The organism is Terrabacter sp. NPDC000476 (assembly GCF_040300125.1).
Classification (GTDB): domain Bacteria; phylum Actinomycetota; class Actinomycetes; order Actinomycetales; family Dermatophilaceae; genus Terrabacter.
Map to the genome: position 1 here is coordinate 298,319 of NZ_JBEPDF010000001.1, position 21,270 is coordinate 319,588.

20 protein-coding genes are annotated in these 21,270 nt (G+C 71.6%); 15 read left to right on the top strand and 5 right to left on the bottom strand.

Annotated features, from left to right (window positions below; genetic code table 11):
• Nucleotides 1–116 precede the first annotated feature (116 nt).
• The gene (locus ABT295_RS01365) at nt 117–1,475 is read left to right on the top strand and encodes a M20/M25/M40 family metallo-hydrolase (protein WP_352392630.1); all 1,359 of its coding nucleotides are present in this window, start codon (nt 117–119) and stop codon (nt 1,473–1,475) included.
• Between the two features lie 92 nt (nt 1,476–1,567).
• Here ABT295_RS01365 and ABT295_RS01370 read toward each other — a convergent pair whose 3' ends face one another.
• The gene (locus ABT295_RS01370; protein ID WP_345508894.1) at nt 1,568–1,753 is read right to left on the bottom strand and encodes a DUF5703 family protein; all 186 of its coding nucleotides are present in this window, start codon (nt 1,751–1,753) and stop codon (nt 1,568–1,570) included.
• 244 nt (nt 1,754–1,997) lie between these two features.
• On the opposite strand from ABT295_RS01370, the gene ABT295_RS01375 reads away from it, so the two are divergent.
• Complete coding sequence (locus ABT295_RS01375) at nt 1,998–2,798, top strand: SCO4651 family lipoprotein (RefSeq protein ID WP_352392631.1); 801 nt, start codon at nt 1,998–2,000, stop codon at nt 2,796–2,798.
• A gap of 148 nt (nt 2,799–2,946) precedes the next feature.
• On the top strand, nt 2,947–3,375 hold the full coding sequence (locus ABT295_RS01380; RefSeq protein ID WP_352392632.1) for a hypothetical protein: 429 nt from the start codon (nt 2,947–2,949) through the stop codon (nt 3,373–3,375).
• A gap of 61 nt (nt 3,376–3,436) precedes the next feature.
• Here the strand turns inward: ABT295_RS01380 and ABT295_RS01385 are convergent, their stop codons facing one another.
• Entirely contained in the window at nt 3,437–4,399 is a 963-nt protein-coding gene (locus ABT295_RS01385; protein WP_352392633.1) for an aldo/keto reductase, read from the bottom strand.
• Between the two features lie 75 nt (nt 4,400–4,474).
• On the opposite strand from ABT295_RS01385, the gene ABT295_RS01390 reads away from it, so the two are divergent.
• Together ABT295_RS01390 and ABT295_RS01395 are read left to right on the top strand one after the other, a co-directional pair.
• On the top strand, nt 4,475–5,551 hold the full coding sequence (locus tag ABT295_RS01390) for an LLM class F420-dependent oxidoreductase (RefSeq protein WP_352392634.1): 1,077 nt from the start codon (nt 4,475–4,477) through the stop codon (nt 5,549–5,551).
• 126 nt (nt 5,552–5,677) lie between these two features.
• On the top strand, nt 5,678–6,538 hold the full coding sequence (locus tag ABT295_RS01395; protein WP_352392635.1) for an undecaprenyl-diphosphate phosphatase: 861 nt from the start codon (nt 5,678–5,680) through the stop codon (nt 6,536–6,538).
• 43 nt (nt 6,539–6,581) lie between these two features.
• On the opposite strand, the gene ABT295_RS01400 is transcribed toward ABT295_RS01395, so the two are convergent.
• Nucleotides 6,582–7,583, bottom strand: a complete 1,002-nt coding sequence (locus tag ABT295_RS01400) for a magnesium and cobalt transport protein CorA (RefSeq protein WP_352392636.1) — start codon at nt 7,581–7,583, stop codon at nt 6,582–6,584.
• An 81-nt stretch (nt 7,584–7,664) separates the two neighbouring features.
• Here ABT295_RS01400 and ABT295_RS01405 point away from each other — a divergent pair, with 81 nt between their 5' ends.
• The 7 genes from ABT295_RS01405 (at nt 7,665) to ABT295_RS01435 (ending at nt 14,064) form a co-directional block, all read left to right on the top strand.
• On the top strand, nt 7,665–8,402 hold the full coding sequence (locus tag ABT295_RS01405) for a histidine phosphatase family protein (protein ID WP_352392637.1): 738 nt from the start codon (nt 7,665–7,667) through the stop codon (nt 8,400–8,402).
• A 10-nt stretch (nt 8,403–8,412) separates the two neighbouring features.
• Nucleotides 8,413–8,958 (top strand): DUF3090 domain-containing protein, encoded by a 546-nt coding sequence (locus tag ABT295_RS01410; RefSeq protein WP_352392638.1) that lies wholly within the window; start codon nt 8,413–8,415, stop codon nt 8,956–8,958.
• On the top strand, nt 8,942–9,751 hold the full coding sequence (locus tag ABT295_RS01415) for an SCO1664 family protein (protein WP_352392639.1): 810 nt from the start codon (nt 8,942–8,944) through the stop codon (nt 9,749–9,751). Before ABT295_RS01410 ends, ABT295_RS01415 begins: the two co-directional genes overlap by 17 nt.
• Before the next feature lie 76 nt (nt 9,752–9,827).
• The gene (gene mshC / locus ABT295_RS01420; RefSeq protein ID WP_352392640.1) at nt 9,828–11,084 is read left to right on the top strand and encodes a cysteine--1-D-myo-inosityl 2-amino-2-deoxy-alpha-D-glucopyranoside ligase; all 1,257 of its coding nucleotides are present in this window, start codon (nt 9,828–9,830) and stop codon (nt 11,082–11,084) included.
• Nucleotides 11,085–11,541: 457 nt separating this feature from the next.
• The gene (locus ABT295_RS01425) at nt 11,542–12,912 is read left to right on the top strand and encodes a hypothetical protein (RefSeq protein ID WP_352392641.1); all 1,371 of its coding nucleotides are present in this window, start codon (nt 11,542–11,544) and stop codon (nt 12,910–12,912) included.
• A 523-nt stretch (nt 12,913–13,435) separates the two neighbouring features.
• Entirely contained in the window at nt 13,436–13,657 is a 222-nt protein-coding gene (vapB, locus tag ABT295_RS01430) for a type II toxin-antitoxin system VapB family antitoxin (RefSeq protein ID WP_352392642.1), read from the top strand.
• A complete protein-coding gene (locus ABT295_RS01435; RefSeq protein ID WP_352392643.1) occupies nt 13,654–14,064 on the top strand; it encodes a PIN domain nuclease in 411 nt (136 codons plus the stop codon). Before vapB ends, ABT295_RS01435 begins: the two co-directional genes overlap by 4 nt.
• A gap of 197 nt (nt 14,065–14,261) precedes the next feature.
• On the opposite strand, the gene ABT295_RS01440 is transcribed toward ABT295_RS01435, so the two are convergent.
• Nucleotides 14,262–15,116: a PAC2 family protein gene (locus tag ABT295_RS01440; RefSeq protein WP_345508883.1), complete on the bottom strand. Its 855-nt coding sequence runs from the start codon at nt 15,114–15,116 to the stop codon at nt 14,262–14,264.
• Between the two features lie 223 nt (nt 15,117–15,339).
• On the opposite strand from ABT295_RS01440, the gene metH reads away from it, so the two are divergent.
• Nucleotides 15,340–19,128, top strand: a complete 3,789-nt coding sequence (gene metH, locus ABT295_RS01445) for a methionine synthase (protein WP_502991063.1) — start codon at nt 15,340–15,342, stop codon at nt 19,126–19,128.
• A 73-nt stretch (nt 19,129–19,201) separates the two neighbouring features.
• A complete protein-coding gene (locus ABT295_RS01450; RefSeq protein WP_502991118.1) occupies nt 19,202–19,840 on the top strand; it encodes an HAD family hydrolase in 639 nt (212 codons plus the stop codon).
• Here the strand turns inward: ABT295_RS01450 and ABT295_RS01455 are convergent.
• Entirely contained in the window at nt 19,837–20,796 is a 960-nt protein-coding gene (locus ABT295_RS01455; protein WP_352392645.1) for a LysR substrate-binding domain-containing protein, read from the bottom strand. The two genes, ABT295_RS01450 and ABT295_RS01455, sit on opposite strands and share 4 nt — an antisense overlap.
• A gap of 101 nt (nt 20,797–20,897) precedes the next feature.
• On the opposite strand from ABT295_RS01455, the gene ABT295_RS01460 reads away from it, so the two are divergent.
• Nucleotides 20,898–21,269: a DUF5997 family protein gene (locus ABT295_RS01460; protein ID WP_352392646.1), complete on the top strand. Its 372-nt coding sequence runs from the start codon at nt 20,898–20,900 to the stop codon at nt 21,267–21,269.
• Nucleotide 21,270 lies beyond the last annotated feature (1 nt).

The following is a 21,270-nucleotide window of genomic DNA, read 5'->3' on the forward strand; positions in this document are numbered from 1 at the left end:
TGCAAGGCACTCCGGGGAGCCCCTTGCGGCGAGACGAAACGTTAGCACGGGGCCTGTGCAAAAGACCAAACCGGGCGGACGCGCCCCGGTGGGGCGTGCGGCATACGCTGATCGGCATGAGCCACAGTGACGCCGACCGCCCCGTGACGCCCTCTGCGACAGGGGCGTCCGCGCCCGAGGACGAGGTCGCCCGGCTCTGCGCCGAGCTGATCCGCATCGACTCGTCGAACTACGGCGACGGCTCGGGGCCGGGGGAGCGCGAGGCGGCGGAGTACGTCATGGGCCAGCTCTCCGACGTCGGCCTCGAGGGCACCCTGCTCGAGAGCGAGCCGGGGCGCGCGACGGTCGTCGTGCGGCTCGAGGGCGAGGACTCCTCGCGTCCGGGCCTGGCCGTGCACGGGCACCTCGACGTCGTGCCCGCGAACGCCGCGGACTGGCAGGTCGACCCCTTCGGCGCCGAGGAGCGCGACGGCTGCATCTGGGGGCGCGGCGCCGTCGACATGAAGGACATGGACGCGATGATCCTCGCCAACATCCGTCACTTCGCCCGCACCGGCACGAAGCCGGCCCGTGACACGACCTTCGTCTTCTTCGCGGACGAGGAGGCCGGCGGCACGTACGGCAGCCACTGGCTCGTCGACCACCACCCGCAGTGGTTCGAGGGCGTCACCGAGGCGATCAGCGAGGTCGGCGGCTACAGCGTCACGGTGCCGACGCCGACGGGCCGGCAGCGTGCCTACCTGCTCCAGACCGCCGAGAAGGGAATCGCCTGGCTGCGGCTACGCGCGCACGGCCGGGCGGGGCACGGCTCGGTGCCCAACGACGAGAACGCGATCGTGCGGCTCGCGGGCGCCGTCGGGCGCATCGCCGCCCACGAGTGGCCGCGCGAGTACATCGCCTCGGTGCGCGAGCTGCTCGACACCCTGAGCACGATGACCGGGCTCTCGGCCGACGACGCCGACCTCGAGCCCCTCCTCGCCACGCTCGGCGGCGCCCAGGGCTTCGTGCGCGGCACGCTGCGCGACACGGCGAACGTGACGATGCTCGAGTCGGGCTACAAGCACAACGTCATCCCGCAGACGGCCACCGCGGCCGTCGACTGCCGCTTCCTGCCCGGTCACGAGGACGCGCTCATGGCCACGATCCGCGAGCTGGCGGGGGAGCACGTCGAGGTCGAGGTCGTGCACCGCGACGTCGCGCTCGAGGCACCGTTCTCCGGCGACCTCGTCGAGTCGATGAAGCAGGCGCTGCTGCGCGAGGACCCCGAGGCGGCCGTGCTGCCCTACTGCCTCTCCGGCGGCACGGACAACAAGGCGCTCCAGCGCCTCGGCATCCAGGGCTACGGCTTCGCGCCGCTGCGCCTGCCCGCCGACCTCGACTTCGCCCCGATGTTCCACGGCATCGACGAGCGCGTGCCCGTCGACTCGCTCCGCTTCGGCGCACGGGTGCTCGGCGACTTCCTGCGCAGCTGCTGACGCGCCCGCTCACCCACCCGCTGACCCACCTGCCGACCCACCCGCTGACCCGCGGCCGTATGCCGGTCGCTGCACCGCGCGGACGCGCGGCCTCAGGCCGTGCGCTCGATGCGCATGATGCGCCGGCGCAGCCACATCCGGCGGACACCGCCCTCGTAGATCACCGTCCGCGACAGCTCCCACCGGCCGTATTCGGCGTGCTCACGCACCGCCTGCCGCGCCTGGGACTTGGACGTGTGGCGGTCGAAGGTGAGGACCCGGTACTCGTACTCCGTCATCGCCGACCATTCTGTCACCCCGGTGCTCCTGCCGTCCCGCCGCCGGGGTGATCCCCGAGGCCGAGCTCAGGGACGACCCTGGACGCACCCCGGAAGGTCGCGGTGGTGGGTCGGTTCGAGCGGCCGGCGCGATACGGTTCGAGGGTCAGTTGACCGCTCGTGCGGCCCGGAGACGGGTGCGGACGGGCGGCCGTCGGGGGAACCGCCCGGACCCACCCGGCGTCCAGGGGCCAGGAGGTCAGTCATGAAGTGGAACATCCGCCGCACCGCGGCAGCAGTCATCGTCCTTCCCGCCGTGCTCGGCATCGCCGCGTGCGGCTCGAACGGGAGCCCGGCCCCGGCCGGCCAGAACCAGAGCCAGACGCCGGCCGCCAGCAGCTCGGCCGCGCCCACCACGGACGCGTCCGCGCAGCCGTACAAGGACAAGGCCGCGTTCGTCGCGGCGATGAAGTCGGCCGGCCAGGACGCCACGTCGGCGCACGTGAGCATGACGATGGACGCCGCCGGCCAGAAGATCGCCATCGAGGGCGACACGAAGGTCGACGCGTCGAACCCGGCCATGAAGATGAGCATGGACATGGGCAGCTCGATGAAGCTCGACATGATCGTCGTCGACAAGAAGGTCTACATGAAGGGCTTCCCCGGCCTCGCCGCGGGCAAGTGGGCCGTCATCGACAGCAGCTCGACGACGGGCAAGCAGCTCGCCGACGCGCTCAACCAGGCGGACCCGTCGAAGATGTACGACCAGTTCGGCGCGGCGGTCTCGGACGTCAAGTACGTCGGCGAGGACACCGTCGACGGCGCCAAGACGTTCAAGTACGACCTGACGCTCGACACGAAGGCCATGCAGGCCCAGCTCGGCTCCGACGCGACCAAGCTCCCGTCGTCCATCACCTACACCGCCTGGCTCGACGAGGAGAACCACCTGCGCAAGGTGACCTTCGACCTGTCCGGCGTCAAGGCGGTCATGACGATGAGCAAGTACGGCGAGCCCGTCGACATCACGGCCCCCGCGGCCGCCGACACGGTCAAGGCCCCGCTCTGACCCGACTGCGACCGACCCGGCCCGGCGCCAGCCGGCCACCCGCACGACCGAACGGCCCCGCCACGAGATCTCCTCGCGGCGGGGGCGTTCGCCGTCCCGTCACGTCGATGCGGTTCTCAGCACCCCACGGGTCGACTACGGTCGACCCATGACCGTGGACCCCCGCGCCGCCCTCGAGCAGCTGATCGCCGCCCTCGAACGCCACCTCGAGGCGGCGAACGCCAGCCGAGACCCCGACCACCCGATGGTCATGGCTGCCGCCCAGGACCTCGCCGAGGCCTTCGACGACTACGACGAGGCGCTCTACGAGGCGACCGAGGTGGCGACCCCGCTCGCCATCTACGGCGACGAGTTCGACGGCCCCGAGGACGAGGACCGCGAGGAGGGTGCCGTCTACGCCGGTCTCGACGCGGACGAGTACGACGAGGACGACGACGAGGAAGACCTCGACGACGACGAGGACGACGAGGACGACGAGGACGACGACCTCGAGGACGACGAGGACGACGAGGACGACGAGGACGAGGACTTCGACGACGGTCCCCACCCCACCGACGGGGCGTCCACGCGGTCCTGACCCCGGCGCAGCGACCCTGGGACCGGCCGAGACCAGCTGGGCCGGCTGTGGTCCGCGGGGGTCAGCGCCGTCCCGGGGCGCCGGCGGCCGGCGACGACACGTCGTCGAGGGCCGCCACGATCTCGTCGGGCAGCACCAGCTCGAGGCTGGCGATGGCCGAGCGCAGCTGGCCGGACGTGCGCGCTCCGACGATCGGCGCCGCCACACCGGGCCGGTCGCGCACCCAGGCGAGCGCGACCTCGGCGGGCGACGTGCCCAGCCCGCGGGCCGCCATCGCCACTGCGTCGGCGATCCGCGACGAGCGTTCGTCGAGGAACCGGCCGGCGAAATTCGGGAAGTCGGCGGACCCCGCCCGCGAGCCCGAGGGGATGCCGTTGCGGTACTTGCCGGTGAGGACGCCGCGCGCGAGCGGTGACCAGGGGAGGAGCCCGAAACCGAGCGCCTCGGCGGCCGGGGCGAGCTCGGTCTCGGGTGCGCGGGAGGTCAGGGAGTACTCGATCTCGTTGGCCACCAACGGGATCCGAGCAGCCTCGAGCAGGCTGAAGGCGCGCGTGGCCTGCCAGGCGGAGTAGTTCGACACCCCGACGTAGCGAGCCCGCCCGGACGTCACGGCCCACTCGAGCGCCGACATCGTCTCGGCCAGCGGCACGTCGTCGGACCACGTGTGCACGAGCCAGAGGTCGACGTGGTCGCTCCGGAGCCGACCGAGCGAGGTGTCGAGCTGCGCCATCAGCCCCCGCCGCGACACGTCGACGCGTCGCGTGCCGTCCGCGCGCGAGATGCCGGCCTTGGTGCAGACGACGACGTCCTCGCGGGGAACCGTGCCGTCGAGCAGCTCGCCGAGGATCGACTCGGCGTCCCCGCCGCCGTAGCCGTAGGCGGTGTCGACGAGGTTGCCACCCGCGTCGACGAAGGCGCGCAGGTGCTCGCCCGCCTCGTGGCGGTCGACGGCGTTGCCCCAGAGCATCGTCCCGAGGGCGAGCGGGGTGACGGGAAGACCGGACGAGCCGAGACGCCTGCGCATGGACCTGACGGTAGTGGGCGGCACGCCGCGCCGGGCGCCCGCCACGTCGATGTCGGCGCCGATACCCTGCGGGACATGAGGATCGGTGTGAATCTCGGGTACTGGGGACGCGGCACGACCGGAGCCGACCAGGTGGCCCTGGCCCAGGCGGCGGACCGCCTCGGCTACGACAGCGTGTGGGTCGCGGAGGCCTACGGGTCGGACAGCCCGTCGATGCTCGCGTGGATTGGGGCCCTGACCGAGCACGTCGACCTGGGGTCGGCCGTCATGCAGATCCCCGGACGCACGCCCGCCATGACGGCCATGACCGCCACGACGATCGACACCATGTCGGGCGGTCGCTTCCGCCTCGGCCTCGGCGTCTCCGGGCCGCAGGTGAGCGAGGGCTGGCACGGCGTGCCCTTCCGCCACCCGCTCGGACGCACCCGCGACTACGTCGAGATCGTGCGGGCGGCCGTGCGCCGCGACACGGTGAGCCACGACGGCCCGTACTACCCGCTGCCGCTGCCGGGCGGTCCGGGCAAGGCGCTGAAGCTCGGCTCGCGCCCGGTGCGCGCCGACATCCCCGTCTACCTCGCCGCGGTCGGCCCGAAGAACCTCGAGCTGACCGGCGAGGTCGCCGACGGCTGGCTCGCGATCTTCTTCAGCCCCGAGCACGCCGGCGACCTCCTCGCCGCCCTCGAGACGGGTCGACGGCGCGGTGGCCGCGGCCCGATCGAGCATGCCATGACGGGCTTCGACGTCGTGGCGACGACGCCCGTCGTCCTCGTCGACGACGTCGCGGCTGCCGCTGACCACGTGCGCGACTACTGCGCCCTCTATATCGGCGGGATGGGCTCGCGCGAGCAGAACTTCTACAACCAGCTCGCCTGCCGGATGGGCTTCGAGGACGCCGCCGCCCGCATCCAGGACCTCTACCTGGCCGGCCGGCACCGCGAGGCCGCCGCCGCCGTGCCCCTCGAGTTCATCGACGAGACAGCCCTGCTCGGCTCACCGGCCCGCGTGGCGAGCCGCCTCGGGCGCTACGAGGCGGCCGGCGTCACGACGCTGTCGGTCGCCGTCGGCGGCGGCATGACGCGCGACGAGGCCCTGACGACGCTCGACGTCGTCGCCCGCGTCGCAGGCCTGGAGCCGCCGGGGCCGGCGGCCTGACGCCGCGCCCGGCCCGGGCTCCCACCGAAGGCTCGGGGTGAGGTGCGAGACTGTGCCCGACCGGCTGCCACCCACGGGTGGGCGGCCACGCCCGTCTCTCCCCGCGCGGAAGGCCCACCCTGACCCATGGCTGACCTCAGCTACCTCGACGCCGTCGTCCTCGGCATCGTCGAGGGCCTCACCGAGTACCTCCCCGTCTCGTCCACCGGGCACCTCACCATCACCGAGAAGCTGCTCGGGCTGCAGGTCGACGACGCGGCCGTGACGGCCTACACCGCCGTCATCCAGCTCGGCGCGATCGCGGCCACGCTGCTCTACTTCTTCCGCGACATCGTGCGCTTCGCCGTGGCGTGGTTCCGCGGCCTCGGCTCCGTCGAGGCCCGCAAGGACCCGGACTACGGCCTCGCCTGGGCGGTCGTCATCGGCTCGATCCCCGTCGGCGTCGTGGGCTTCCTCGGCCGCGGCATCGTCTCCGGACCGCTGCGCAGCCTCTGGGTCGTCGCGGCCGCGCTGCTGCTCTGGAGCGTCGTCATGGTCGTCGCCGAGCGGATGCACAGTCGGTTCGAGGCGCAGGGGACGCTCCGGGGCGAGCACTCGGTGCGCCCGGTCGACGGGCTCGTCATCGGCCTCGTGCAGTGCTTCTCGCTCGTGCCGGGCGTCTCCCGCTCGGGAGCGACGATCTCGGCGGGCATCGCGCGCGGCATCGACCGCGTGACGGCCACCCGCCTCAGCTTCTTCCTCGCGATCCCCGCGCTCACCGCGGCCGGCCTCTTCCAGGCCGTCGGGGAGAAGAGCGGCCTGGCGGCCCTCGGTGTCGGCCCCGTGCTCGTCGGGCTCGTCGTGGCGTTCGTCGTCGCCTTCGCCTCGATCGCGTGGCTGCTGCGCTTCGTCGCCTCCAACAGCCTGATGGCCTTCGTCTGGTACCGCGTGCTGCTCGGGGTCGTGCTCGTCGTCGTGCTTGCCACGAACGTCATCACGGCGACCTGAGCACGGCGACCCCGAGCACGGCGACCCAGAGCGACGGGCCCGCTCAGAGCCAGCCGGAGCGCTTGAAGGCCCGGAACAGCCCGACGCACGCCGATCCCATGACGAGCAGCACGACGAAGTAGCCGTACTGGAACTCGCCGTCACCGAGGTGGATGCTCGCGCTGAGCTCGGGCATGTGCTCGAAGTTCATGCCGTAGATGCCGGCGATCATCGTCGGCACCGCGGCGATGGCCACCCAGGCCGAGATGCGCCGCATGTCCTCGTTCTGCTTGACCGAGACGCTCGCGAGGTGCGCCGACAGCACGTCGGTCAGGAGGCGGTCGTAGGACTCGACGTGGTCGTTGACGAGCCGCAGGTGGTCTGCGACGTCGCGGAAGAACGGCATGATCGCGTCCGGGAGCGTGCGCCCGCGGCCCCGCTCCATGAACTGGGTCAGGGTGTCGGCGAGCGGCTGGCTGGCCCGGCGGAACTCGAGCACCTCGCGCTTGAGGCGGTAGATCGTGTTCGCGTCGCCGCCGAGGTGCGAGGCGAAGACCTGCTCCTCGATCTGCTCGAGGTCGCGGCGCACCTCGCGGTCGACGACGAGGTAGTTGTCGACGACGGAGTCCATGACCGCGTGCAGCACGGTCATCGCGCCGTGGTGGAGCCGGTCAGGCTCGTTCTCCAGCCTCTGGCGCACGCCGGCGAGCGGGTTGCCCTCGCCGTGCCGCACCGTGACGACGAACCGGTCGCCGATGAAGAGCATCACCTCGCCGGTCTCGATGTCGCTCGTCGCCTCGATGTAGCGCAGCGTCTTCAGCACGACGAACGTCGAGGTCTCGTACTGCTCGATCTTCGCGCGCTGGTGCCCGTTGACCGCGTCCTCGACGGCCAGCGGATGCAGGTGCAGCTCCTCGTTGACGAGGTCGAACTCCTCGTCGGTGGGGTCCTTGAGGCCGATCCACAGGAAGCCGTCCTGGGTGAGGCGCAGCACGTCGAGCTCGTCGCTGAGGTCGCCGCACCCCTGGCGCCGTCCCTCGCGGTAGATGGCCTTGTCCACGATCACCTCCCTACTTCACCACGTCGCGCGCCCGACCGCGCCCAGGGCGTGCCGAACCCGCCGGAGCGGCCGGGCTAGGGTGGCGGCGTGCCCACCGTCCTGCTCGTGCGCCACGGGCGCTCCACCTCGAACACCGCCGGCACGCTCGCCGGCTGGACTCCCGGCGTGCTGCTCGACGAGACCGGCGAGGCGCAGGCGACGGCGCTCGGCCGACGCCTCGCGGCGGCCGGGCTGCCCCTGGCCGAGATCGTCACGTCGCCGCTCGAGCGGTGCGTGCAGACGGCCGACCTGCTCACGGCTCCGCTGGAGGGGGCCGTGCCCCGCACGGTCCACGACGGGCTGGGGGAGTGCCGCTACGGCGCGTGGACCGGGCGCCCCATCGCGGAGCTGGCCAAGGAGGAGCTCTGGAAGGTCGTGCAGGACCGCCCGAGCGAGGTGCGCTTCCCGGACTCGGAGGCCTACGAGGCCGAGTCGATGGCGCAGATGCAGGCGCGCGCGCTCGCGGCGGTGCACGAGACCGACGCCCGGCTGCGGGAGTCGCACGGCCCGGACGCCGTGTGGATCGCGGTCTCGCACGGCGACGTCATCAAGGCCATCGTCTCGGACGCGAGCGGCGCCCACCTCGACGACTTCCAGCGCATCCACGTCGACCCGGCATCCGTGAGCGTCGTGCGCTACACGAGCCGCAAGCCCTTCGTGCTGCGGGTCAACGACGTCGGGGGTGACCTCGCCGGCCTGCGACCGCCGGAGCGGCCGGCCACGCCGGAGGGCGACGCCGTCGTGGGCGGGGGAGCGGGAGCCGGAGCGGACGAGGCCGTCGGATAGGGTCGGGAGCATGACCTACCAGGACTTCGACCCGGTCGACCGGTTCGTCGCCGGCACCGTCGGCCCGGCCGGTCAGCGCGCCTTCTACCTGCAGGCGAGCACCGGCCCGCTCGTGGTCACCGTCGGCCTCGAGAAGCAGCAGGTCTCGATCCTCGCCGACCGTGTCAACGACGTGCTCGACCAGCTCGCGCCCGGCGCGGCCGTGGAGCCCGGCGAGCCCGGCGGTGCGCCCGAGGACACCGACCCGCTGCAGACGCCGTTCGACGAGGACTGGCATGTGCAGACGCTGTCGCTGGCCTGGGACGAGGACCGGCAGCGGCTCGTCATCGAGTGCCACGACCACGACCCGGACGAGCAGGACGACGCCTCGGCGGATCCCGTCGCGCCGCTGGCGGGCAACTCGATCCGGGTGAGCCTCACGCCGGCGCAGGCGCGCGCCTTCGCGCGGCGCAGCAACGCCCTCGTCGCCGCCGGCCGGCCGCCCTGCCCCTTCTGCGGCAACCCGCTCGACCCCACGGGCCACATCTGCCCGCGGGCCAATGGCTACAAGCGCTGAGACCACCCCGGCGCCCGTCGACCTGACGGGCGAGCTCGAGGTGCTGGGGCGGGTGGCCGACTCCTCCAACCTCGCGGTCGTCGCACGCATCTCGAGCGTGCCCGGTGGCCATGTCATCTACAAGCCGGTGCGCGGCGAACGGCCGCTCTGGGACTTCCCCGACGGCACGCTGGCAGGGCGCGAGGTGGCCGCGCACGTCGTCTCGCGGCTCGGCGGCTGGCACGTCGTGCCGCCCACCGTGATGCGTGACGGGCCGCTGGGCCCGGGCTCGGTCCAGCTCTGGATCGGTGACCCGTTCGACCCGGTGGCCGACGACGTCGTCGTCGACCTCGTGCCCGAGGGCCGCACCCCCGACGGGTGGCGCGCCGTCCTCGACGGTGAGACCCCGACCGGCTCGGCGGTCACCGTCGTGCACTCCGGCGCCGACGACGTGCGCTCCCTGTCGGTGCTCGACGCCGCCCTCAACAACTCCGACCGCAAGGGCTCGCACTGCTTGCGCGACAAGGCCGGTCGGCTCTGGGCCATCGACCACGGCGTCACCTTCTCGCCGACGCCGAAGCTGCGCACCGTGCTCTGGGGCTGGGCCGGCGAGCCGTTGCCGGAGCGCGACCTCGAGCGGCTCGAGCAGCTGCGTCGGGCGCTCGACGACGACCTGGTGCGCGCCGAGCTGCTCGAGCTGCTGCCGGAGGACGACGTCGACGCGCTCGTGAAGCGGGTGGGCCGGCTCATCGCGCGGGGCGTGCACCCGCAGCCGCGCCGCGACTGGCCCTCGGTGCCCTGGCCGCCACTCTGACCCGGACCCGGACCGTCACGCGTGCCGGGACGCCACCGGGCGCGGGGCACCGTGGACGCCGGGATAGAGTCTGCGCGTGAGAAGTTGGCCGATGCCGTTCATCCCAGAGGTTCCCGGCCGCGCACCCGAGGTGCGGGTCCGAGACACGGCATCCGGAGAGCTGGTGCCCGCCGCTCGTGGCGACGTGGTCACGCTCTACGTCTGCGGCATCACGCCGTACGACGCCACGCACATGGGTCACGCGGCGACCTACGTCACCTTCGACCTGCTCGGTCGGGTGCTGCGCGACAGCGGCCACGCGGTGCGCTTCGTGCAGAACATCACCGACATCGACGACCCGCTGCTCGAGCGGGCCGAGCGCGACGGGCTCGACTGGCGCCACCTCGCGACCCGCGAGATCGCGCTCTTCCGCGAGGACATGACGGCGCTCGCCGTCATCCCGCCGGACGAGTACCTCGGCGCGGTCGAGAGCATCCCGACCTTCGTGCCCCCGATCGAGCGCCTCGTCGCGCAGGGGTGGGCGTATGCCGTCGCCGCCCCCGACGCGTCGCGCCCGGGTGCGCAGGACTACTACTTCGACGTCGCGAAGGACCCGCGCTTCGGCTCGGTCAGCCACCTCGACGAGGACGGCATGCTCGAGGTCTTCGCCGAGCGCGGGGGAGACCCCGACCGCGCGGGCAAGCACAACCGGCTCGACGCGCTGCTCTGGCGCGCGCACCGCGAGGGCGAGCCCGAGTGGGACGGCGGCTCGCTCGGGTCCGGCCGGCCGGGGTGGCACATCGAGTGCGCCTGCATCGCCCTCGACCACCTCGGCGTGCCGATCGACGTGCAGGGCGGCGGCACCGACCTCGTCTTCCCGCACCACGAGATGAGTGCCGCCCACGCGCGCGCCCTCAGCGGCTCGGCGTCGTTCGCAGGCTCCTTCGTGCACCAGGGGATGGTCGGCCTGGACGGCGAGAAGATGAGCAAGAGCAAGGGCAACCTCGTGCTCGTCTCGCAGCTGCGGCGCGACGGGGTCGACCCGATGGCGATCCGCCTCGCCCTGCTCGCCCGGCACCACTCGCATGACTGGATGTGGACAGCCGGCCAGCTCGCCGAGGCCCAGCAGCGGCTCGCGACATGGCGAGAGGCCCTCTCCGGCAACGGCGGTCCCGTCGCGGACCAGACGGTCGACGACATCCGGGCCGCCCTCGCCGACGACCTCGACAGCCCGCGTGCCCTCGAAGCGGTCGACCGGTGGGCGAGCCAGGCACTGTCGCGTGGCGGCGACGACCCCGGCGCCCCGGGCGTGCTCGGTCGGGCGCTCGACGCGCTCCTGGGCGTGCGGCTCTGACCTCTGTGCCTCGTTGCTGACGTCGCTCGGTTCTCCGTCGAGAGGGGTCATCCGGAGCGGTCACCGCCGGTCCTGGGCCATCGCAAAGGCGCGAACGACGGACGATAGCGCCGAGAAGCGACACGGCCGGGCAAGGCGCCTACTCGACCGCGACACCAGCGCTCGTGCTCGGTGGATGGGACGTCAGGTCAAAGCCCCCGACGGTCTTGACCCGGGCCTTGAAATCCCGCTAAGAAGTCCCTGCGCCTGAGCCTCTGTCGCCGAGAGGGGCGGGGCACGTGAGCAGGGGGGAATCTTGAGAGCACGCAGGATCGTCACGTCACTGATCGGGACGGCCATTCTGGCGTCCGCACTCGCCCCCGTGGGGGCAACAGCTTCACCGGCTGCCGTGTCAGCGGTGACCGTCGTCGCGCAGGCCGCAGACGGCTCGCTCCCAGCACCGAACGATCCTGCGTGGGTGTCGACCTTCTTCGACGACTTCAGGGACACCAACATGTCCAACTGGGACAACGTTGGCACGTCCTCTCGAGGGAGGTGCTTCACAGCCGAACCGACGTGGAAGGGCGCAGACGTTGGACGGGTTCTGATCAAACCAACTGTCAAGTGGAGCTCCACAGATCCCTCGAAGTGGAATTGCAGGATGACCTCGAAGCAAGATTTCCCCTCGGGGACATACATCTTCGCCGCACGGGTGAAACTGCACAGCGACGAGGGGCACCTCAGTTCCTTCTGGTTGAACGCTTCGATCGGCTACAACGAGATCGACGTGATCGAGAACGCCGGCAAGAAGGCCAGTCCAAGCTCTTGCGAGGGCAAGGCGGGCGAGTCCGTGGCCGTCAACCGCACCAACTTCAACGGCCTCAACTCCGCTTACTACAGCACTGACAAACCCCAAAGAACGGGGTACAAGTACTGTTTTGCGGCGGCAGAGGCGGCCTCGGCGCAGGACAACGGGTTTCACACGGTTCACGTGAAATACACGACTGGCCAGAGCGTCCAGTACTTCCTCGATGGTGTGCCGGGCCTGAGCTACGTCCCGACCAGCGACGGTCCGCTCAGACTGGTCCTCACCAACATCGACCAGCAGAAGACGGCCTTCCCCAACCCAGGGGACTTCGCTGTCAGCTGGGTGCAGGTCTGGAAGCAGAATCCGGCTCCGGGTTCGCCCGGCGGAGGCACGACGCCCCCGCCGCCACCGCCGGTGTGTGACAACGACTGCTGGCGCGCCCAGTTGGGCTCCGAGCCGTACAACTACATCCTGAACTCGAACATGTCGGACCCGCGGCTCGCTCGAATCATCTTCGACCGGAAGTTCTACGCCATGGCCTACCCGGATGTCCGGCCATGGGCGGAGGGCAAGGTCGCCACCCAGGGCGGGAACTTCTACGACCACGTGCAATGGCACTGGCTCAACTATGGCATCCCCTGGGGCAGAGCTGGCTCGGCCACGTTCGACCCCAGCTACTACATGGCCAACAACGGCGACGTCGCTGCCGCCTACGGAGGGGCGACCAACTTCACCGGAGCCATCAGTCACTTCATTTCCTACGGCCGGTTCGAGGGCCGTCGAGGGTCGACGCTCTTCGACGCCGGCTACTACCGTTCCCGTTACGGGGACCTGGCCGGGATGGAGGCATGGGCCCTGCTGGACCACTTCACGAACTATGGAATGAGTGAGGGCCGGCAGGGCTCGGCCGAGTTCGGGCCGGCCTTCTACCTAGGCCAGTACGCGGACCTGCGCAACGCCTACGGCCCCAACGGTTACCACGCCGGTATGGGCCACTGGTACGCGAACGGTCGAGCCGAGGGGCGCAGAGCCGTCCCGTGACCGCGCACGCCGGGGTGGGATCCGCCGAATCGGTTCAGGTAGGTCCCCCCGACAGCACCGGACGCTTCGAGCGCGCCATCGAGACTCGGGCTTGGAAGGCGTCGACGGAATCTGCCGGCGCTCCGAGTCCTGTCCGTGACTGACCGGGTGCGAGATCTGCCTGGTCCGCCTCGACAAGACGCGAGCCGCGCTCGTCCTGACCCGGGACGCTGCTCGGGGCGTGATGACCAGGGTGACCGTGGCCCCCATCACGGGCACCATCAAGGGGGTTGTCCAGCGAGGTGGCGGTCGGCCCCGGCAAGGGTCTTGACCACGAGTGCGTGGTCTCGTTGGACAATGTCCTCACGCTTCCGGTGGGCATGCTGGGTCGCACGGTCGGCTCCTCAGCCCCGCCCAGGAAAGGCTGCTGGCCCGAGCCGTGGTGCTGGCGTACGACCTCGATGTGCCACTTCTCTAGTAGCTCAGGGCGGCACATGAGTTGGTGTCGAGGGCGTGATATCGTTCGATATCTAGGAGGTGCACCATGCCCGACGTCTTGATTCGCAACTTCCCCGCCGAAGACCTCAGCCTGCTCGACGAGCAGGCCGCCCGACTGGGCATCTCCCGGACCGAGTACCTCCGACGGCACCTTCATCGGGAGGCCCGACGCACGGCAGGTTCGGTGACCGCAGGTGACCTTCGGGCGGTGGCCGAGCTACTACCCGACCTCGGAGACGACACGATCATGTCCGACGCCTGGTCGTGAGCACGTCCTGGCTAGTAGACAAGTCCGCCCTCGTTCGGCTGGGTTCAAGCCCCGACGCGCAGGAGTGGGCGAACCGCATCGAGCGTGGACTTGTCGCCATCAGCACCGTCACCCTGCTCGAGGCGGGCTTCTCCGCCAGATCAGCAGCCGACCTGTCCCGAGCGATGGGGTCCCCGCCATTGGCAGCCATGCCGGTGGAGTACCTGACCCCCGCGGCCGAGGACCGCGCGGTCGAGGTGCAACGACTGTTGGCAGAACGCGGCCAGCATCGCGCACCGTCCATCCCCGATCTGCTGATCGCCGCCGCCGCCGAACTGAACCAGCGCACCGTGCTGCACCTGGACAAGGACTTCGACCTCATCGCAGAACTGACTGCCCAACCCGTTCAACGCCTCCGCATCGAGTAAAAGGGCGATCACCTCGCACGGACCGCGGCGTGTACGTGCGTCTGGGCGACGGCGGCCCCTGGACGATGGCGAGCTAGAACGTGGTGCGCGACTCGCTTCGAGGGTCGCAGGTCCGTGACGGGGAACGCCGGTCGCTCGAGGGCACCGGACGGCATACGTGCTCGGGGGCGGGGGGAGCGGGACGCGGCCCGTCGGCGTCAGCGGCCGGTCTGGTCGTCGTCGCGTCCGCGGAGGTAGCGCTCGAACTCGCGGGCGATGGCGTCGCCGCTCGCCTCGGGCAGCTCGGCGGTGTCCTGCGCCTCCTCGAGCGACTGGACGTACTCGGCGACCTCCTCGTCCGACTGCGCGAGCTCGTCGACGCCGCGCTCCCAGGCGCGGGCGTTCTCCTCGAGGTCGCCGTGCGGCACGGTGATGCCGAGCAGCGACTCGATGCGGCGCAGCAGGCTGAGCGTCGCCTTGGGCGACGGCGGGCCACCGGCATAGTGCGGCACGGCCGCCCACGCCGAGACGGTGGGGATGCCGGAGTCGCTCGCCGTGTGCGAGAGCACCCCGACGATGCCGGTGGGGCCCTCGTACCGGCTCGCCTCGGCGTCGAAGCGGTGGATCGCCGCCTCGTCCTCGGCCGTCGCGGTGACGGGGATCGGCCGGGTGTGCGGCACGTCGGCGAGCAGCGCGCCGATCGTGATGATCGTCGTCACGCCCAGCTGCTCGGCGAGCTCGAGCAGCTCCACCGAGAAGGCGCGCCACCGCATGGACGGCTCGATGCCCTGGACGAGCACGACGTCGCGGTCGAAGCCGGTCTCGGTGGCCACGAGGATGCGCGTGGTCGGCCAGGTGAGCAGCCGACGGCCGTCCTCCATCGAGACGCGGGGACGGTTGACCTGGAAGTCGTAGTAGTCCTCGGGGTCGAAGGCGGCCACCACCTCGGCGTCCCACACCTCCGCGAGGTGCCGGACGGCGCTCGTGGCGGCCTCCCCGGCGTCGTTCCAGCCCTCGAAGGCCGCGATGAGCACCGGGTCGTTCAGCTCCGGCACGTCCTCGAACTCCAGCACGTCGTCTCCTTCACCGCGGACGCCCTCGCGCCCACCCCACCAGCCTAGGACCTGCCGGTGCCGATGGGCCGCAGTCCCGCGGGCGCGCCCCGGCCACGTGTGACGGCCTCGGGAGGGCTGGGTGACCGCAGACCGGGCGGCGGCGCGCCCGGGGCGGCCCGGTCCGTAGAATCGGGCCGGTCCGACATCCGGCGCGAGATCCGCGCCGCCGAGAGGAGCCCCGTTGTCCCAGTCGCCGCAGCAGCGACCCGACGCCACCGAGAGCCTGACCGCCACCCTCGGTCGGCGCATCATGATCCTCGACGGCGCGATGGGCACGGCGATCCAGCGTGACCGGCCCGACGAGGCCGGCTACCGGGGCGAGCGCTTCGCCGACTGGCCGAGCGACGTCCAGGGCAACAACGACCTGCTCACGCTGACCGCGCCGCAGATCATCGCCGGCATCCACCGGGAGTACCTCGAGGCCGGCGCCGACATCATCGAGACGAACACCTTCAACGCCAACGCGATCTCGCTCTCCGACTACGGCATGGCCGAGCTCGCCTACGAGCTGAACTACGAGGCGGCCGCGCTGGCCCGGCGCGAGGCCGACGCCGTGGGCGCGACGACCCCCGACCGGCCCCGCTACGTCGCCGGGGCGCTCGGGCCGACGACGCGTACGGCCTCGATCTCGCCGGACGTCAACGACCCCGGGGCGCGCAACGTGTCCTACGACGAGCTCGTCGCCGCCTACCTCGAGGCCGCCCGTGGGCTCGTCGACGGCGGCAGCGACCTCATCTTCATCGAGACGATCTTCGACACCCTCAACGCCAAGGCGGCGATCTTCGCCGTCGAGACCCTCTTCGAGGAGCAGGGGAGGCGCTGGCCCGTCGTCGTGTCGGGCACCATCACGGACGCGTCCGGCCGCACCCTCTCGGGCCAGGTGACCGAGGCGTTCTGGGACTCGATCCGGCACGTCTCCCCGCTCGCGGTCGGCCTCAACTGTGCCTTGGGCGCCAAGGAGATGCGGCCCTACATCGCCGAGATGGCCCGTCTCGCAGACTCATTCGTCTCGTGCTACCCGAATGCCGGTCTGCCCAATGCCTTCGGCGAGTACGACGAGGCGCCCGAGGAGACCGCCGCCATCCTCCGCGAGTTCGCCGAGGCCGGTCTCGTCAACCTCGTGGGCGGCTGCTGCGGCACGACGCCCGAGCACGTGGCCGCGATCGCCCGTGCCGTCGAGGGCCAGCCGGTCCGGGTCGCCGAGCCGCTCGTCCCGGCCATGCGCCTCTCGGGGCTCGAGCCGTTCACCGTCACCGACGACAGCCTCTTCGTCAACGTCGGGGAGCGCACCAACATCACCGGGTCGGCCCGGTTCCGCACCCTCATCAAGGACGGCGACTACGACACCGCGCTCTCGGTCGCCGCGCAGCAGGTCGAGAACGGCGCGCAGGTCATCGACGTCAACATGGACGAGGGGATGATCGACGGCGTCGCCGCGATGGACCGCTTCCTCAAGCTCGTCGCGAGCGAGCCCGACATCAGCCGCGTGCCCGTCATGGTCGACTCCTCGAAGTGGGAGGTCATCGAGGCCGGCCTGAAGTGCGTGCAGGGCAAGGCGATCGTCAACTCGATCTCCCTCAAGGAGGGCGAGGAGGCGTTCGTCGAGCACGCCAGGCTCGTGCGCAAGTACGGCGCCGCCGCGGTCGTCATGGCCTTCGACGAGGACGGCCAGGCCGACTCGCTCGAGCGCCGCAAGCAGATCTGCGCCCGCGCCTACCGTATCCTCACGGAGGAGGTCGGCTTCCCGGCCGAGGACATCATCTTCGACCCGAACGTCTTCGCCGTCGCGACGGGCATCGAGGAGCACGCCTCCTACGGGCTCGACTTCATCGAGGCGACGCGCTGGATCAAGGCGAACCTGCCGGGCGCCAAGGTGTCGGGCGGCATCTCCAACGTCTCGTTCAGCTTCCGCGGCAACAACCCGGTGCGCGAGGCGATCCACGCCGTCTTCCTCTACCACGCGATCCGTGCGGGCCTCGACATGGGCATCGTCAACGCGGGCGCCCTCGCCGTCTACGACGAGGTCGACCCCGAGCTGCGCGAGCGCATCGAGGACGTCGTGCTCAACCGCCGGCCCGACGCCGCCGAGCGACTGCTCGAGATCGCGGAGGAGTACAACAAGGTCGGCCAGGCCGCCGAGGTGACCGAGGAGGAGTGGCGCGCGCTGCCGCTCGGCGAACGGATCACGCACTCGCTCGTCAAGGGCGTCGACGCGCACATCGAGGCCGACACCGAGCTGCTGCGCGCAGAGATCGCCGAGCGCGGCGGTCGGCCCATCGAGGTCATCGAGGGCCCGCTGATGGACGGCATGAACGTCGTCGGCGACCTCTTCGGCTCGGGCAAGATGTTCCTCCCGCAGGTCGTCAAGAGCGCGCGCGTCATGAAGAAGGCCGTCGCCTACCTCATCCCCTTCATCGAGAAGGAGAAGGCCGACGACCCCGAGCTGGCGAAGGCGAAGGACACGAACGGCACGATCGTCATGGCGACGGTCAAGGGCGACGTCCACGACATCGGCAAGAACATCGTCGGCGTGGTGCTCCAGTGCAACAACTACGAGGTCATCGACCTCGGCGTCATGGTGCCCGCGCAGAAGATCCTCGACGCCGCGAAGGAGCACGACGCCGACATCATCGGCCTCTCGGGCCTCATCACCCCGTCCCTCGACGAGATGGTCGGCTTCGCGGCCGAGATGCAGCGCCAGGGCCTGACGCTGCCGCTCCTCATCGGCGGCGCGACGACCTCGCGCGCGCACACGGCCGTCAAGGTCGACCAGCGCTACGACGGCCCGGTCGTCTGGGTCAAGGACGCGTCGCGCTCGGTGCCGACGGCGGCAGCCCTGCTGAGCGACGAGCTGCGACCGAAGCTGATGGCCCAGGTCAAGGACGACTACGACGCGCTCCGCGCCCGGCACGCGAACAAGCACGAGCGCAAGCTGCTGACGCTCGCCGAGGCCCGCGACCGGCGTACGCCCGTGGACTGGTCGGGCTACCGCCCGCCGCACCCGCACCTGCTGCTCCAGCAGGATCGCGACGTCTCGACGATCACCCGCTCGCGTGCGAGCGCCCAGCACGTCAAGGTGCTGCGCGACTACCCGCTCGGGGAGCTGCGCCGCTACATCGACTGGCAGCCGTTCTTCAACGCGTGGGAGATGAAGGGCAGCTTCCCCGACATCCTCAACAACCCGGCGAGCGGGCCGACGGCGCGCAAGCTCTACGACGACGCGCAGGCGATGCTCGACCGCATCATCGAGGAGAGGTGGCTGCGGGCCAACGGGGTCGTCGGGTTCTTCCCGGCCAATGCCGTCGGCGACGACGTCGAGGTCTACCGCGACGAGAGCCGCACCGAGCCGGTCGAGGTGCTCCACCACCTGCGCCAGCAGGGCGACCACCGCCAGGGCGTGCCGAACCGCTCGCTCGCCGATTACGTGGCCCCCAAGGGCACGGCCAAGGACTGGGTCGGCGGCTTCGCCGTGACGGCCGGCCTGGGCGGCGCCGAGCGTGTGGCCGCGTTCAAGGAGGCGCTCGACGACTACGACGCGATCCTTCTCGAGTCGCTCGCCGACCGGCTCGCCGAGGCGTTCGCCGAGCGCCTCCACGAGCGGGTGCGCAAGGAGCTCTGGGGCTACGCGCCCGACGAGCACCTCGACAACGTCGCGCTCATCAAGGAGCAGTACGCCGGCATCCGGCCCGCCCCCGGCTACCCCGCCTGCCCCGAGCACACCGAGAAGGACACCCTGTGGCGCCTGCTCGACGTCGAGGCGAACACCGGGATCACGCTCACCGAGAGCCGCGCCATGGCGCCCGGCGCCTCCGTGTCCGGGTGGTACTTCTCCCACCCGCAGTCGCAGTACTTCGTCGTCGGCCGACTCGGCCGCGACCAGGTGCAGGACTATGCCGACCGCAAGGGCTGGACGCTCGCCGAGGCCGAGCGCTGGCTGTCCGCGAACCTCGCCTACGACCCGGAGGACTGACCCGGTGACCGCTTCCCCCAGCACCCACCCCGAGGGTGGGCCGTCCCTGCTGCCCGCCGCCGTCCTCTGGGACATGGACGGCACGCTCGTCGACACGGAACCCTACTGGATCGAGGCCGAGCACGAGCTCGTCGCGGCCCACGGCGGCGTGTGGAACGACGAGTTCGCCCACCAGCTCGTCGGCAACGCGCTCGAGGTGTCGGCGCAGCTGATCATCGACCGCTCGGGCATCGCGCTCTCGGTGCCCGAGATCATCGACGCCCTGCTCGAACGGGTCATCGCGCAGGTGCGGGTCCGCGTGCCGTGGCGGCCGGGCGCCCGGGAGCTGCTGCTCGAGCTCGGGGCGCTCGGCGTGCCCTCGCTGCTCGTCACCATGTCGTGGCGCTCGCTCGCCGACACGGTGGTGGGCAACCTGCCCGAGGGCGCCTTCACGGCGCTCGTCACCGGCGACGAGGTGAGCCACGGCAAGCCGCACCCGGAGCCCTACCTGGCGGCCGCACGCCTCGTCGACGTCGACCCCGCGCGCTGCGTCGCCATCGAGGACTCGCCCACCGGGGTGCGCTCGGCGACCGCCGCCGGGGTGCCGACGATCGCGATCCCGCACGTCGTGCCGGTGCCCGCCATCGAGGGTGCCGTGCGCATCGACACCCTCGCGGGCGTGCACGCCGCCGACCTGCTGCCGATCGTCAGCCGGGTGCGGGCCGGCCTCTAGCGCCGGCCCTTGCGGCGCGAGCCGCCCTTGCCGCCCGCACCACTGCCGCCGGAGCCGGCGCGCCGACGAGGTGCGCCGCCGCGCTGGGGGAGGGCGCGGCCGCGGTCCTGCTTGGCGCCCTGCTTGCGCGCATCCTGCTTCTTCGCGTCCTGCTTCTTGCTCTCCGTGTGCCGGCCGCCCGCCCTGGCGTCGCCGTCCGCACCCGCGGCGGCGCCACGGCTCGAGCGCTCGGTGCGGCCGCGCACGATGCCGATGAACTCCTCGAGGCGCGGGTCGTCGTCGTCGACGCGCCACGCGAGGCCGACCCGCGAGGGCGCCACCCCGGTGACCGGGCGGTGCACGACGTCCTTGCGGTGGTGCAGCCGGGCGACCGACATCGGCACGACGACGATGCCCGAGCCGCTCGCGACGACGGAGACGGCCTGCTTGACCGTCATCGCCGGCATGGCCGTTGACCGCTCGCGGGCCTCGGCGGTAGCCACGGCGGTCCACTCCGGCACCGCCCCCGGGTCCTGGACGAGCACCTCGCCCGCGAGGTCGGCGACGTCGACCTCCTCGAAGGCGGCGACGACGTGCTCCTTGGCCACGACGACGACCGGCACCTCCTCGTAGAGCGGGATGACGTGCAGGCCGTCGCGGTCGACGGGCAGGCGCACGAGCGCCATCGAGGCGCTGCCGTCGCGCAGGTGCGACACCGCCTCGACCTGCTCGACGGGCGCGAGGTCGAGGGCGACGTCGGGCAGCCGCTGCAGCCAGGTGCGACGCCACTTGTCCGGCGTCACCCCCGGCACGAACTCGACCCGGAAGGCGTCACCGTCGGGGGTGGCCTCGTCGGGGGCGGCCTCGCGGGGGGCGGACTCGCGGGGGGCGGCCTCGCGGGGGGCGGCCTCGCCGGGGGCGGCCTCGCCGGGGGCGGCCTCGTCGGGCTGGTCGTCCACCACTGCGTCGTCCGTCACCGTCCGAGGGTAGAGGACGTCGCGGGAGTGGCCGGCGAGCGGCGGGCACGGCCGGCGACGGGGTGGCGCGCGGAGGTCCGGGCGCGCCCTAGGCTTGACCCATGCCGAAGTCGCAGACCATGAAGCCCCAGACGGCCGCGAAGAAGCTCGGCGTCCTGCTCGCCGAGACCCCCGCCGAGTTCCGGGAGGGCGTCGTCAGCCGCGAGGAGCTCAACGCCCTGCAGGCCGAGCCGCCGGAGTGGCTGTCGAACCTGCGCCGCAACGGTCCGCACACCCGCCAGGAGACCGCGCGCCGCCTCGGCATCTCGAACTCGGGCCTGACCCGCAGCGGCATCGGCGAGCACCTGACGACCGACGAGATCAAGGCCGTGCTCGAGCAGATGCCCGACTGGCTCGTCGCCGAGCGAGACATCCTCGCGCAGGTGCGGGCCGAGGAGGCGCGCCTGCGGGCGCGCGACGCCGAGCGCGCCTGAG

Excerpts from the sequence above, each read along its gene's own strand:
- ABT295_RS01385 (WP_352392633.1), bottom strand. The coding sequence starts at position 4,399 with ATGCGCAGGCGTCTCGGCTCGTCCGGTCTTCCCGTCACCCCGCTCGCC.
- ABT295_RS01395 (WP_352392635.1), top strand. The coding sequence starts at position 5,678 with ATGGCTGACCTCAGCTACCTCGACGCCGTCGTCCTCGGCATCGTCGAG.
- ABT295_RS01410 (WP_352392638.1), top strand. The coding sequence starts at position 8,413 with ATGACCTACCAGGACTTCGACCCGGTCGACCGGTTCGTCGCCGGCACC.
- ABT295_RS01390 (WP_352392634.1), top strand. The coding sequence starts at position 4,475 with ATGAGGATCGGTGTGAATCTCGGGTACTGGGGACGCGGCACGACCGGA.
- ABT295_RS01365 (WP_352392630.1), top strand. The coding sequence starts at position 117 with ATGAGCCACAGTGACGCCGACCGCCCCGTGACGCCCTCTGCGACAGGG.
- ABT295_RS01370 (WP_345508894.1), bottom strand. The coding sequence starts at position 1,753 with ATGACGGAGTACGAGTACCGGGTCCTCACCTTCGACCGCCACACGTCC.
- ABT295_RS01375 (WP_352392631.1), top strand. The coding sequence starts at position 1,998 with ATGAAGTGGAACATCCGCCGCACCGCGGCAGCAGTCATCGTCCTTCCC.
- ABT295_RS01415 (WP_352392639.1), top strand. The coding sequence starts at position 8,942 with ATGGCTACAAGCGCTGAGACCACCCCGGCGCCCGTCGACCTGACGGGC.
- ABT295_RS01460 (WP_352392646.1), top strand. The coding sequence starts at position 20,898 with ATGCCGAAGTCGCAGACCATGAAGCCCCAGACGGCCGCGAAGAAGCTC.
- vapB (WP_352392642.1), top strand. The coding sequence starts at position 13,436 with ATGCCCGACGTCTTGATTCGCAACTTCCCCGCCGAAGACCTCAGCCTG.
- ABT295_RS01450 (WP_502991118.1), top strand. The coding sequence starts at position 19,202 with ATGGACGGCACGCTCGTCGACACGGAACCCTACTGGATCGAGGCCGAG.
- ABT295_RS01380 (WP_352392632.1), top strand. The coding sequence starts at position 2,947 with ATGACCGTGGACCCCCGCGCCGCCCTCGAGCAGCTGATCGCCGCCCTC.